This window comes from Acinetobacter lactucae (assembly GCF_013122135.1).
GTDB lineage: Bacteria > Pseudomonadota > Gammaproteobacteria > Pseudomonadales > Moraxellaceae > Acinetobacter > Acinetobacter lactucae.
Genome location: NZ_CP053391.1, coordinates 3,277,649 through 3,291,738, shown reverse-complemented (window position 1 = coordinate 3,291,738; position 14,090 = coordinate 3,277,649). Strand labels below are relative to the sequence as shown.

The following is a 14,090-nucleotide window of genomic DNA, read 5'->3' as shown; positions in this document are numbered from 1 at the left end:
CAAGCAGTTGTATATGAAGCATCAATCGATTCATAAACATGCAAAGCAACTTGATTTAGTTATACTACTAGCTAAAATGAACAAATTCAGATTCAATCAGCCCGTCTGTCAAGATTTGGAAAACGCAACGTATCACACAGTGAATAAAACGAAGCAAGTATCCATACCAGTTGTGCTGGCGACCATAGCAAGAGTGAACCACCTGATCCCTTCCCGAACTCAGAAGTGAAACCTCTTAGCGCTGATGGTAGTGTGGGGTTACCCATGTGAGAGTAAGTCATCGCCAGCTCATTATTCAAACACCCCCACTCTTTGAGTGGGGGTGTTTTTTATTGCAGAAAGAAAAATAAAATAGAAACTATAGAACAGGAGGGTAATTAATTAAACAAAATTAAAAGAGAGCGAGTTCCTCCTAATTAACTTCTTATAACAAGATTTCATGTCTGACTTTTATGTGAACTATCTTTGATAGAATTAATTTAATAAGATTATTTTTATAATTGGAAAAACCTCTTTTTTCTTCTACAAATTTTAGTTGGATATGTATGACAAATGGAGACTATATGTTATAAATATTGAATAGGCATGATTTTTGCTTGTTTTATGGAAACTGAAATATATGAAATTATCTGTTGGATTGAAAGTTGCGAATTCTCTATCGTTAACACCTCAATTGCAGCAGGCGATTCGTTTATTGCAACTCTCTAGTTTAGAGCTTGAACAAGAAATTCAGATTCAATTAGATAGTAATCCTTTACTTGAAAAAATAGAAGAAGAGTCGTTAACGGAAAGTCTGTCTACATTAGAAAGTAAAGAATCAGATGATTTAACAACTGAACTAAATGCAGATCATTTACCTGATGATTTGCCCGTCGACACTGAGTGGGATGACGTATATACACATCAGTCAACGGCTTTAGCTACTCCAGAATTTGAAGAGCGAGAGGATAATCGCCAAGTTCAATTATCTTTAAAGGAACATATTTTAGAACAAGTTAATCTTTTGCATTTTTCTAAAATAGATCAATTAATTGCTTATTGTATTGTTGATGCATTAGATGACAAAGGTTTCTTAGATGCTGAAATAGAAGAAATAATTTTAGCAGCACAACAGTTGTTGAATGAAATGGATATTGAAGAAGAGATTGAAGAGGATGAAGTTTTAGTTGTTTTAAAATATATTCAACGACTTGATCCATTAGGAATTGGTTCGCGTAATTTAGCAGAATGTTTAAAGGTGCAGCTCGAATTTTTACCGAAAGATGTTGAATATTTAAGCGAGGCAAAAAGCTTATTGCAGTATTACGAACTTTTAATAGCAAATGACTTAAATAAATTACTTAAACAAACAGGTCTAACGAAAGAACAATTAAAGTTTGCAATCAATCTTTTAAAAACGTTGAAACCTTATCCAGGTATGGAATTTGATAAGCAAGAATCAGACTATCAAATTCCCGATGTAGTCGTTTCAAAAAAAGATTTACATTGGCAGGTTCAGCTAAACCCAGATGTGCTTCCTAAATTAAGAATTAATTCTTTTTATTCTAGTATGATTCGTAGAGCAGATCAGAGCGAAGATAATTTATATTTACGTAATCAGATGCTTGAGGCGAAAAATTTTATCAAAAGCATTGATGAAAGACATAAAACGTTATTAAAAGTAGCTTCATGTATTGTGGAACATCAAAAAGCCTTTTTGGAAATAGGACCTGAAGCAATGAAACCGCTAGTTCTTCGGGATGTGGCGGAAGAGGTCGAATTGCATGAATCTACAGTTTCTCGTGTAACTACAAATAAATACATGCTTACTCCACGTGGACTTTTTGAGTTGAAATATTTTTTCTCTAGTCATGTGGGAACAACTACGGGGGGAGAGGCTTCTTCTACAGCGATTCGTGCGATGATTAAGAAACTAGTCGCCAATGAAAATCCACGTAAACCCTTGTCAGATAATGTAATTGCTACATTATTAAAAGATGAAGGAATTGAAGTGGCTCGAAGAACGGTCGCAAAATATCGAGAATCGTTACATATTCCTTCATCGTCTGAAAGAAAAGTCTTGATCTGAAATTTGAAGTATGGCTATTCTAGAGATTCATTATGACGAAATAATGAAATTTCATTTTCACCAAGAGAGTAACTAAAATGGTTTAATTGTCCCAATTTTTCTTTTTGATCGCATTAAATCGTTTTAGTTCTTCTTTAGATAACCTAAAAAAGGTGAGGGATAGAATTATGCAAATAACGATTCGTGGACATCATTTAGCAATTACACCAGCTATAGAAGAAAATATTAAATCAAAATTTAATCAGTTAACGAAACATCTAGATCAGGTGAATAGTATGCAGATTAAATTAACAAAAGATCATCAAATTGATAAGCGCTCTCATAAAGGTAGTTCAAACCATGTTGCAGAGGCTATTATAAGATTGCCGGGAATTGAGTTGTTTGCTCAGGCAGCTGCTGATGACATGTATACTTCAATTAAAAAACTGACTGAAAAATTAAAAAAACAATTATTAAAATATCGGAAAATGCAGTGTACTTATTCACAAGTTGCTGTTTCTATTCAATAAGTTTTTTATAATTAAGAGGGGCTTGAAACATAGCCTCTTTTTTATTGATAAAATATAAACACGTACTGAATTCTTTGAAAAAGTTATAGTAAAATACTTCGTTTTACACCTTAGGTTGTGTCAGAGGTCTTTGCAATGAATAGTGAACAGCTCACTCAAATTTTAAAAGAAGCTTTCCCTGAAGCGGAAGTAGCGGTGAGCGGACAGGCCGGAAAATTTGACCTCCGTATTGTGGATGATCAATTTGACGGTAAGCGTACTGTTGCTCGTCAACAATTAGTTTATGCACCATTAAATACTTATATTGCAAGTGGCGAAGTTCACGCAGTAACAATTCGTGCAATGACCAAAGATGAATGGCGTAAAGCAAGCCTTTTCGGAGCTTAAATATTAATGGATAAATTTTTAATTACGGGTGGTGTTAAGCTCGACGGGGAAGTGCGCATTTCTGGTGCTAAAAATGCGGCTTTACCATTACTTGCTGCAACTATTCTTGCAGACTCTCCAATTACGATCACTAATGTTCCAAATCTTAAAGATGTAAATACTTTAGTCAAATTGATTGGTGGATTAGGGGTTACAATCGGCTATGAAAATGACACAGTAAAAGCTGATACCTCTACTTTAGATAATCAGTTTGCTCCTTATGAATTGGTAAAAACAATGCGTGCCTCAATTTTGGTTTTAGGGCCATTATTAGCACGTTATGGTAATGCAAAAGTTTCTTTGCCAGGTGGCTGTGCAATTGGATCACGTCCAGTTGATCAGCATTTAAAAGCTTTAGAAGCTTTAGGTGCGCATATTGAAGTTGAAAATGGTTATGTCCATGCTTCAGTTGAAGGGCGTTTAAAAGGTGGTGAAGTTGTTTTCGATATGGTTACCGTTGGTGGTACTGAAAACATCTTGATGGCTGCTGCGCTGGCTGATGGTGTTACGACTATTCGTAATGCAGCTCGTGAGCCTGAGATTACTGACCTTGCTCAAATGCTCATTAAAATGGGTGCTAAGATTGAAGGTCTTGATACCGATACTTTAGTTGTAACTGGTGTAGAAAGTTTACATGGCTGTGAATATGCTGTGGTAGCTGACCGTATCGAAACGGGCTCTTATTTGGCAGCTGCTGCAATTACGGGCGGTCGTGTCAAAACTACACATACTGACCCTGCATTGCTTGAATCTGTTTTGGATAAGTTTGAAGAAATGGGTGCTGAAGTCACTCGTGGTGATGACTGGATCGAACTTGATATGTTGGGTAAACGCCCTAAAGCAGTAAGTTTTAGAACTTTGCCACATCCGGAGTTTCCAACAGATATGCAAGCTCAGCTTATGGCTGTAAATGCTATTGGTCGTGGATTTGCAACGATTTCTGAAACGATTTTTGAAAATCGTTTTATGCATGTTCCTGAACTGTCACGCATGGGTGCTAATATTCAGGTTGAAGGTCACGATGCTGTCGTAACTGGTGTAGAAACTTTACAGGCAGCACCTGTAATGGCAACAGATTTACGTGCTTCGTTCTCTCTAGTTTTGGCTGCTTTAGTTGCAGAGGGAGATACCTTAATTGATCGTATCTACCATATTGACCGTGGTTATGAGCATGTCGAAGAGAAACTTCAAGGTTTAGGTGCCAAAATTAAGCGAGTAAGTTAATGAATGATGTAAGAAACGATGATCCTAATTTTGATGTGATGGGCAATTTTGATCATGGTTTGACCTTGGCACTCAGTAAAGGGCGTATTTTAAAAGAGACGTTACCTTTACTAGCTACAGCGGGTATTAATTTGCTCGAAGATCCGGAAAAGTCCCGTAAACTGATTTTTCCTACTACGCATAAGCAAGTACGTATTTTGATTTTACGTGCATCTGATGTGCCTACTTATGTAGAAAATGGCGCAGCAGATCTAGGTGTAGCAGGAAAAGATGTGTTGATGGAACACGGTGCTCAGCATGTATATGAGCTACTTGACCTGAAAATCGCTAAGTGTAAATTAATGACTGCTGGTAAAGTGGGAATGGAGCGTCCAAAAGGCCGTTTAAAAATTGCCACGAAATATGTCAATCTTACACGTCAGTATTATGCAAGCTTAGGTGAGCAAGTTGATGTAATTAAACTCTATGGTTCTATGGAGTTAGCGCCTTTGGTTGGGTTGGGTGATTACATTGTGGATGTGGTTGATACAGGTAATACGCTAAGAGCGAATGGTCTTGAGCCATTAGAGGAGATTTGCAAAGTCTCTTCACGTTTAATTGTAAATAAAGCTAGTTTTAAACGTAAGCAAGCTCTATTAAACCCAATCATTTCGCAGCTTGAACAAGCCGTTCAATCACGTTAAAAGCAATTTCCCATCATGCTTTTGTGATAGTTGCTTCAGATGATGCCCACAAGCGCTTAGAAAAAGAGTAAACTTGGTTTTTCTTTTTCGCCTTGTGGGTAAATTGATGCGACGTTTATCGACTCAAGATCAGAACTTCAAACAGGTTTTTGCTGAGCTTTTAGCATTTGAAACCGTAAATGATCTTAATTTAGTGCAAACAGTAGATCAAATTATTGCTGATGTTCGTCAGCATGGTGATGATCATGTTTTAAAGCTCACTCAACAGTTCGATCGACATCCAGCGCATCAATTCTCAGATTTAGAATTATCTCAACAACAACTTAAAACTGCTTTTGATAATTTAAATCCAGAAATTCGCGATGCTCTTCAGTTAGCAGCAGCTCGTATTCGTACATTTCATGAAGCTCAGAAACAAGATAGCTGGACTTATATAGATGATTTGGGCAATACCTTAGGGCAAAAAGTGACACCTCTAGACCGTGTAGGTATTTATGTACCAGGCGGTTTAGCCTCTTATCCATCTTCAGTTTTAATGAATGCTGTGCCAGCCCACGTTGCCGGTGTACCTGAAATTATCATGGTTGTTCCAGCACCTAATGGTGAACTGAATTCATTGGTCCTTGCCGCAGCTTATCTTGCTGGGGTTAGTCGAGTATTCACCATTGGTGGGGCTCAAGCTGTAGCAGCTTTAGCTTATGGTACTCAGACCATTCCACCTGTAGATAAAATTACTGGCCCTGGAAATCGTTTTGTGGCAGCTGCCAAACGCGCTGTATTTGGTCAAGTCGGCATTGATATGATTGCTGGACCTTCTGAAATTTTAGTATATGCAGAAGGCGAGAATAATGCAGATTGGCTAGCTATGGATGTTTTATCTCAAGCTGAACATGACACAGTTGCTCAAGCTATTTTTATTACTCCAGATGAAGCTTTGCTTAATGCAGTCGAGTTGGCAATTGAAAAGCATTTAAATGAATTGCCAAAGGCAGATATTGCTCGAACTTCAATTGAAAACCGTGGTGCTTTGGTATTAGTCAAAGACCGTGCAGAAGCAATTGAATTAATTAATCAGGTTGCGCCAGAGCATTTAGAACTTTGCTTAGATGATGCTGAAGCCATGAGCGAACATATTCGTCATGCTGGAGCAATTTTCATGGGGCGCTATACACCTGAAGCAATTGGTGACTATTGCGCGGGCCCAAATCATGTATTGCCGACATCTGGAACTGCTCGTTTTTCTTCTCCTTTAGGCGTTTATGATTTCCAAAAACGTTCGAGCTTAATTATGTGTTCGAAAGATGGAGTTAAAACGTTAGCTAAAACAGCCGACATATTAGCTGTACAAGAGAATTTAGATGCCCATGCACGCTCAGCTCGCTATCGTTATCAATAAGCTTATAAACCTTGTAGTGTTTTAATTATTACTCAGGGCTGATTTTCAGCCCTTTTTTGAGATAAGACCATGACTTTATCTACAGCACAAATGCGCTTTTGGAGTCCAGAAGTTCGTGAATTAGAGCCTTATGTTCCGGGTGAGCAGCCTAAAATTCAGAATTTATTGAAACTCAATACGAATGAAAATCCATATCCGCCATCGCCCAAAGTAGTTGAAGCAGTTCAAGCTGTTTTAACTCAGCAAGCTGATGCATTGCGTTTATATCCAGACCCAGATGCAACAGCTTTAAAGCAAGCAATTGCTAAACAACAGAATATTGAGGTGTCTCAAGTTTTTGTTGGTAATGGCTCCGATGAAGTACTTGCTCATATTTTTAAAGCATTTTTTCTTCAAGACGAACCGATTCTTTATCCAGATATTACTTATAGTTTTTATCCAGTTTATAGTCAGTTCTTTGGAACAAAAACTAAAGAAGTTCCACTCAATGATAATTTTGAGATAGAAGCTAAGGACTATATACAACCAAATGGTGGGGTTATTATTACAAACCCTAATGCACCCACAAGTATTGCCATGGGGTTGTCTGATATCGAGCAAATCTTAAAAGCTAACCCAGATCGAGTGGTTGTAATTGATGAGGCTTATGTTGATTTTGGTGCAGAATCCGCGGTGAGTTTAGTAAATCGCTATGAGAATCTAGTTGTATGCCAAACAACTTCAAAATCTCGTTCATTAGCTGGTTTGCGCGTTGGTTTTGCAATCGCTCAGCCACATTTAATTGCAGCGCTTGAAGCTGTCAAAAATAGTTTTAACTCATATCCTATTGACCGTTTTGCAATTGCAGCGGCAGTAGCCTCTTTTGAAGATCAGGCTTATTTTGAGGAACAATGTCAGAAAGTTATTTCTAGTCGTGAAAAGCTAGTAGATGATTTAACTGCTTTGGGCTTTAAAGTTTTACCTTCTAAAGCGAACTTTATTTTTGCTTCACATCCATCACATGATGCAGGTCAGCTTGCACAGCAATTACGTGAGCAGGGCATTATTGTGCGCTATTTCAATAAGCCTCGTATTAATCAATTCTTGCGAATTACTGTAGGAACTGATGAGCAAAATGAGCGTTTAGTACAGACCTTAAAAGAAGATATTCTCTAAATTTTACTCTGCTGTGCTGTTCATCAAGTTCAGCATAGCAGAGACTTTATCAAGACTTTCTTGATATTCTGCTTCAGCATTTGATGCAATCGTAATACCGCCACCAGCCCATAAAGAAAGCTGATTTTGATATTGTTGAAAACTACGGATAAGAATATTCCAGCGGCCAGTTCCATCAAAATTGAAGTAACCTAACGTCCCGCAATATGCACCTCTTGCTGATTCTTCTAACTCTTCAATGATTTGCATTGCCCGAATTTTGGGAGCTCCTGTGATTGAACCTCCTGGTAAGGCAGAGAGCAGCATTTGCATAGGATTAATATCATCTTTAAGCGTAGCGACAATCTCACTGACCATATGATGAACTTGATTAAAACTCTCAATTTCGAATAATTTTGTTGTTTTTACAGATCCTGTATTGGCATAAATGCTCAAATCATTACGTAATAAATCGACAATCATTACGTTTTCTGCTTGGTCTTTTTGAGAGTTTTTTAAGGTTTGTTTAGAAATAAAATCTTTTTCTATATTTTCATAACGAGGCATTGTGCCTTTAATTGGCCTAGTTTTAATTTGTTTATTTTGATTGAATTCGATGAAAAGCTCGGGCGAGCAACTTAATAATTCAAAATTATCTAATTTTAAATAACCTGCATATGGAGCATTTGTAAGTTGCCATAGGTCTTTAGCTTTATTTAATAAGGATCCTGAAAATTTAGCTTTAAACTCTTGGGTTAAATTAATTTGATAGCAATCCCCAGCCTTAATATATTCTTGTATTTTATAGAAAGCATCGAAATATTGTTTTTTAGACCATCTTGGTTGAATAGTGGTTTTTAAATCAAATGTATTTTTAGAATGACTATAAGTAGAATTGTTTATTTTATTTTCAATATATGAGAATAGACCGAGTGCATTTGATTCATCACTAAAAAAATACCAGTCATTATCTATATATTTTAAGAAAGATCGATATTGGCCTAAGAATAAAGAAGGTTGTATGTGATTTTCTATATCAATAAATTGATGTGCACTGAAATCGTAACTAATAAAGCCAATATATCCACCTGTAAAACTTGTTGTTGATTGAACATCTTTATTTAAATTTTTTTCTTTAAATTGAATAAAATCCAATAATTGACTTGATTTTAAGGTTTTTTTATATTCATTAATATTTTGATGTTGAAATTCTAAATAAATTTCATTTTGAATAATAATGTATTCTTGCGGAAGAAATCCGATAGTTGGGTTGTTGTTGTCATTTAAATAAATAAGCCCAGTTAAACCATCTAATTTTTTTAAAACATCGGCAGCATTTTTACTATGTAAAGAGATTTTTTTCTTTAACTGAGACATTTTTAAATAAGACAATGATTAATGAGAGAGTAATTAGTTTACTACAAGTTGCAGTTTGTCAGGAGGAAGTCTTTTAAGTAGTAAACTTTTTGCCGATAAAATGAACGAAACTCTAGCTTAGGTATGGTGTTTGGCAAAGTTTGTTTAGAAAAACTTGAGTGTACCGTTTGTCGGGTAGTTGGCAAAAAATGCACAACACTAGTTGAACAAAAAGTAACGTAGATGTAATTTAGTAATTGCTAAGCAAAACTACTCAAGGATTGGAAGTTTCGGTTGCCATATAAAGAAAAATGCAATTTGAGACAATGAGAGTGGTTAAAGTCAAAAAATAAATGCTCTTGGGAGAGTGCTCAATGAAAATGTTTACTAAACTTGCTTTAGTTTCTTCTTTAGCTATCAGCGCAAATGCAATGGCAATGCAGTCAATGGACGATGCTGCACTCAGTGCTGCTACAGGTCAAGATGGTATTAACATCGGTATCGCTTTAGGTTCTGGCGGTATTTCTATCGATAAAGTATTTATTCATGATAATGATGGTTTAAACCCTACTACAGGTATTGCTGGTGCTGCAGCAACTGCGGGTGCAATTGTAGTAAGCGGAGTAACAGTTAATCAAGTAGATCCAACAACGAATCTATTAGACCTTAAAATTGATAGCGTTGGTGCTTCAGGTACAAACGGCGCGTTTTTAAATGTTGCTGCAAATGTAGGTGCTGTTAATGTAAGTGTTGGTTCTATTGGTGTGGGTACTTCTGGTACTTTAAATACAACTACTGCTGTACGTGGTATTACTGAAACTGCTCCAACTGAAATTATCTCTGGTTTAGATTTGTCTCTAGGCGCAATTTCAGCGAATGTACAATTAGGTTCTACACCACAAGGTGCAATGATCAAAGTAAACTCAAGCTTACAAGGTGGTTTAACCTTATCTAACTTTGGTATTAAAGATGCTGCAGGTGGTGGTGAAATCTTCTTAGATAAAGTTATGGTTCGCGGTGCTGGTAATACGACTGGTGATTTAGATGTTGATGCTAACATTTCAGTTGTACCAACAGGCTTAAAAATTCAAAATAATAGTGCACAAGGCATGAATGTTTATGTACAGGGTGTACATTTAGGTGCCGCTGCTAATGCTTCAATTGGTGATGTTGAAATCCAAGGTTTAAATGTAGGAACTTCTACAATTACAATCTCAGGTCACTAATTTAAAATTAATAATTAAAAAAGCGCGTTTAATACGCGCTTTTTTAATTATTAATTCAGTCAATTTTGTTCTATAAAGTATATTTCTAATCGATAAAAATAAGCTATTAAATTAAAAATCGATTTAAATTAATCACACAAGTCTCTCTATTTTTATAAAACTAAACGTTCATCAAAAAAAATTAAAAAAAGGCTGTTTTTTTCAAAAAAAAAAGGTATCTTCAACACACAGGGATGTAGAGCTTTTGCTCTAAGAATAAAATGAATAAGGCCGGTTAGGCCACCATTTAGAACAAGTGCTTATGTTAGAGATTGCTTTGGGCTCAGCATTGATATATTACTTTGCGACAGAAGCCTTCGAAATAGAAAAAAAGCCACCGGGAACTGTCTATTATACAGAAACCGCCGATTCACGTAATTTATCTTTTCGCCGTAATCATATTGAACCAGTTCAGATTAAACCAGCTGTAGAAGATCAGTTTCGAGGTATCGTTCGACAAGCTTATGACTATAGCTGTGGTTCAGCAGCCCTCACTACACTTCTAAATGGTTACGTAGGGACTAGCTTGACTGAACAGCAGACGATGAGTGGTTTGCTACAGTATGGCGAATATCAACGTATTATTGAACGTCGAAGCTTTTCACTACTTGATATGAAGCGCTTTGTAACCGCAATTGGTTTAGAGAGTGGGGGGTATCGTGGAGAATTTTCTGATTTAGTTAATCTTGGACAACCTGCAATTGTTCCAATTTCTTATGCTGGTTTTAAACATTTTGTCGTATATAAAGCTTATAAAGATGGACGAGTCTATGTTGCTGATCCTGCATTAGGGAATATCAGCTTTGATGAAAATCGTTTTAAAGAGGTTTGGGATAATAATACATTATTTGTTGTTTCTGTTCCTGAATCTCAACGTAAAGACCTATTGGCCTTAAAAGACTCAGATATGCGTCATGTGGAAGATGCAACTGTTAACCGTTATGCCTTTGTGGATGTGCAATATCCAACATTCAATTATGACCGTTTAGCAAATAAAGCATCAACCATGCGCCGGGTACTGGATAAAGACCCAAATTCTGCAACCTATAATCAGCCAATTGAAACGTATATGCGTCTTTACTATAAGCGTAAATAATCAAATATGAATTGAGTAAAATAAATACATTAGGTGGGAAGAAATATGAATAATCGATGGATGAAAATGAGTGTGTTGGCATTAAGTATGAGTGCTATTACAGGCACACTTTATGCAAATGACCAAGTCGCACAAACTGAAGCTGAAGCACAAAACACCACTGTTGTTTCTGAAACGAGTACAGGATCGGTAGTAACATCAGCAACAGATTCAGTTCAAGAAGTGAGTACGCCCCCAACCGCAGATGTGGTCACTACTGAACCTGCGCCTGTTGTACCCGAAAATACTGGAGCTAATCAAGCTGCGACTGCCTTACAGAAAAAAGAAGGTGATGCGACTCAAGAAACAAATTTACAAGAAGTATTTACTTCAAATGAGCGCCAATATTCATTGATTAAAAGAGGCGTATTTTCAGCCTATTACGATCTCGATTATACCTATTATCGCGATACTCGAATTGATTTAGCTTTAGCTGATGATTCATCTCAACTCAACCGTTTACGTATTGAGGAAGATGCGAATCATACTTTGACGAATAGTTTTACTGTTCAATATGGTGTATTGGACAACTTAACATTATCTGCAACAGTTCCGTTCGTTGCTAAGTCTGAAATTGTTCGAGATACAACTGCAGCTGGTTTAGGTGATATTTCTTTAGGGGCACGCTGGGAACCTTTCCCATTAAAGCAAGGTCGTCTGCCATTAGTGTTGTTCGGTAACCTATCAACAAAAACTGGGGATAGCCCTTACGAAATTGGTTTAGATGAGCTTTCAACTGGTAAGGGTTATTACTCTGTTGGAGTGGGAGCAAGTACCCGTAAATATATTGATCCAGTGGTTTTATTTGCCTCGGCATCTGCCAATTATGGATTTAAAGAAACGGGTTTAAATCAGGCACGTGGTGGTGGGGCTAATGGTCCTCGTTATCTAGAGAGTTTTGATCCCGGTATTAGTGGTGGTTTCTCTTTCGGTTTTGCTTACTCATTTAACTATGACGTTTCATTAACAATGTCATATCAACAAAGCTTTAACATGGATGCTGAGTTTCAGTTTAAGAATGGTGAATCCTATCAGTCACCAGACCAAAGTAGTGCGATGTTGTCGTTTGCTTTAGGTGTACGTGTTTCACCTGAAACGATTGTTAATGGCACAGTGGGTATTGGTTTAACCGAAGATGCACCAGATGTTTCGCTTGGTCTGTCTTTCCCGCTAGATTTTATAGGCTTTGGCAAAAAAACAAAATAAGGAGATATGCAGGTGAGATATCCTAAATTATGTCCTTTAACGGCGGCAATTGTGATCTCCGGTTTTTCTAGCTTTGCCAATGCTCAATTAGGACAAAACCTAGCTGTTGATATTCGTTCACTATCAATGGGGAATGCTGTAACTGCAGATCCACCTGGTATTAGTGCAGTTCACTTTAACCCTGCGGCTTTAGCAAAAATTGATGGGTTACAGACAGATGTGCAAGGAATTTTAGCGAATTTTGATATTCAACGTGAGTTCTCTGCACCTCCTGGTTATAACGTGTTTGGCTACTCAGATGACCCTCTTGTTTGTAATGATGGTCCAGAAGTTGCAGCTAATATTTGTACTGATTTTAAGGGGCCTGTACGTGGTGATGTTGAATACGCTAGCTTATATGTGCCGATTCTAAAAAAAATGGTTGATTTAGGGGAGGGGTATCCACTCGCTGCTCCTACCGCAGGGATTGCCTATAAACCACCAGGTTCAAAGCTGACCTATGCTACTGCAATTTATGCACCTTTAATTGCAGGTTTTGGCGCTGAAAATGGTAACGCTGGAAACTTTATGGGGCAGCAGGTGGCTGTTGAGCGGATTACTTATTTGTCTCCATCTTTTGGTTATCAAGTAAATGACCATTTGTCGATCGGTGCGTCTGTGGGTATGTCTTATAACGCTCTTGCTATGAAAACCGATTTGCGATTTCCCAATGATATGATTGGGGTGTTGCGTATGGTTGATGACGTAGTATGTGGGCCTTTTAAAGATAATAACGATATGATTACTAATCTATTGTTATTTGGCTTATGTAATACTCAAGAAGGGATGGACCCTTTTAAGAAAATGGGATCACTTCAAGTTTCTATGGAGCAGTCTTTAAGCCCAAGCTATAACTTGGGATTAATGTGGGAACCAACGGACGATTTTGGCTTTGGTATGGTTTACCAAAGTGCAGCTAAAATGCGTATGAAAGGGAAATACCTAATTAATAATGCTAAGGCTCCTCAAGAATTAATTAAAGGCTTAAACTCATCAGCTACAGGTCAGGTTTTGGCGGCTATTCTCGGTTTACCAGGAAGTGTCCCAAACTCTGAATCTGGACTGGCGGCGATGGATCTTGAATATCCAGCACATTTCCAAGCAGGGATTAAATATAAAATATTCCCTGATTTGCAAGTTAATTTTGATGTGGGTTGGACTGACTATTCTGCTTGGGATAAGTTCAAATTTGAATTTGATCGGCAGATTACCTTACTCAAAGTCGCTAAACTTTTATCAAATGATGTTACAGATTCTTCACTAGGTTTACCTTTAAAGTTTACCTCGCCATGGAGTTGGGGGATTGGTTTAGAATATTCGGCAACAGATCGTTTGAAGTTACGGGCTGGTTATGAGCCGCGTGCTAGTGCTATTCCAAATGATAAACGTAATACCATGATTCCAATTAATAATGCGCAGTTATTTGGTTTAGGTATTGGATATCGATTTGATGCAGATACAGATCTGGATCTTTCAGTTGGATTCTTACGTAGTCGCGATAATATTCCAGCAGGGACTAGTACCTTATCTAATAAAACAGGAGTTGATAATATCCTGTTAAACCCTTATGCCGGTTTGGATGTTAAAACCAATACTAAAGTTACAGTACTCGGGTTAAATTATAGAACAAAATGGTAAAATTAAATTGC

12 protein-coding genes and 1 rRNA gene are annotated in these 14,090 nt (G+C 37.1%); 12 read left to right on the top strand and 1 reads right to left on the bottom strand.

Annotated features, from left to right (window positions below; translation table 11 throughout):
- Positions 1–174 precede the first annotated feature (174 nt).
- From rrf to hisC, 8 genes are all read left to right on the top strand, one after another.
- A 5S ribosomal RNA gene (gene rrf, locus HLV59_RS15370) occupies positions 175–289 on the top strand.
- A 330-nt stretch (positions 290–619) separates the two neighbouring features.
- Positions 620–2,068: an RNA polymerase factor sigma-54 gene (locus tag HLV59_RS15365; RefSeq protein ID WP_171430326.1), complete on the top strand. Its 1,449-nt coding sequence runs from the start codon at positions 620–622 to the stop codon at positions 2,066–2,068.
- Positions 2,069–2,235: 167 nt separating this feature from the next.
- Complete coding sequence (gene hpf, locus HLV59_RS15360) at positions 2,236–2,577, top strand: ribosome hibernation-promoting factor, HPF/YfiA family (RefSeq protein ID WP_171430325.1); 342 nt, start codon at positions 2,236–2,238, stop codon at positions 2,575–2,577.
- Positions 2,578–2,712: 135 nt separating this feature from the next.
- A complete protein-coding gene (gene ibaG / locus HLV59_RS15355) occupies positions 2,713–2,964 on the top strand; it encodes a BolA family iron metabolism protein IbaG (RefSeq protein WP_002115399.1) in 252 nt (83 codons plus the stop codon).
- A 6-nt stretch (positions 2,965–2,970) separates the two neighbouring features.
- Positions 2,971–4,227 (top strand): UDP-N-acetylglucosamine 1-carboxyvinyltransferase, encoded by a 1,257-nt coding sequence (gene murA / locus HLV59_RS15350; RefSeq protein ID WP_002115380.1) that lies wholly within the window; start codon positions 2,971–2,973, stop codon positions 4,225–4,227.
- Positions 4,227–4,910, top strand: a complete 684-nt coding sequence (hisG, locus tag HLV59_RS15345) for an ATP phosphoribosyltransferase (protein WP_016144387.1) — start codon at positions 4,227–4,229, stop codon at positions 4,908–4,910. Before murA ends, hisG begins: the two co-directional genes overlap by 1 nt.
- 106 nt (positions 4,911–5,016) lie before the next feature.
- Positions 5,017–6,306: a histidinol dehydrogenase gene (gene hisD, locus HLV59_RS15340; protein ID WP_171430324.1), complete on the top strand. Its 1,290-nt coding sequence runs from the start codon at positions 5,017–5,019 to the stop codon at positions 6,304–6,306.
- A gap of 69 nt (positions 6,307–6,375) precedes the next feature.
- Positions 6,376–7,461: a histidinol-phosphate transaminase gene (hisC, locus tag HLV59_RS15335; RefSeq protein WP_171430323.1), complete on the top strand. Its 1,086-nt coding sequence runs from the start codon at positions 6,376–6,378 to the stop codon at positions 7,459–7,461.
- 3 nt (positions 7,462–7,464) lie between these two features.
- Here the strand turns inward: hisC and HLV59_RS15330 are convergent, their stop codons facing one another.
- Positions 7,465–8,817: an anthranilate synthase component I family protein gene (locus HLV59_RS15330; RefSeq protein WP_171430322.1), complete on the bottom strand. Its 1,353-nt coding sequence runs from the start codon at positions 8,815–8,817 to the stop codon at positions 7,465–7,467.
- A gap of 353 nt (positions 8,818–9,170) precedes the next feature.
- Here HLV59_RS15330 and filA point away from each other — a divergent pair, with 353 nt between their 5' ends.
- The 4 genes from filA to filD all read left to right on the top strand — a co-directional run bounded on the left by filA (position 9,171) and on the right by filD (position 14,079).
- A complete protein-coding gene (filA, locus tag HLV59_RS15325) occupies positions 9,171–10,022 on the top strand; it encodes a putative pilus system protein FilA (protein WP_216606735.1) in 852 nt (283 codons plus the stop codon).
- Between the two features lie 301 nt (positions 10,023–10,323).
- Positions 10,324–11,157: a putative pilus system C39 family peptidase FilB gene (gene filB / locus HLV59_RS15320; RefSeq protein ID WP_032004351.1), complete on the top strand. Its 834-nt coding sequence runs from the start codon at positions 10,324–10,326 to the stop codon at positions 11,155–11,157.
- 45 nt (positions 11,158–11,202) lie between these two features.
- Positions 11,203–12,402, top strand: a complete 1,200-nt coding sequence (gene filC / locus HLV59_RS15315; RefSeq protein ID WP_171430321.1) for a putative pilus system protein FilC — start codon at positions 11,203–11,205, stop codon at positions 12,400–12,402.
- A 12-nt stretch (positions 12,403–12,414) separates the two neighbouring features.
- On the top strand, positions 12,415–14,079 hold the full coding sequence (gene filD / locus HLV59_RS15310) for a putative pilus system OmpP1/FadL family transporter FilD (protein ID WP_171430320.1): 1,665 nt from the start codon (positions 12,415–12,417) through the stop codon (positions 14,077–14,079).
- Positions 14,080–14,090 lie beyond the last annotated feature (11 nt).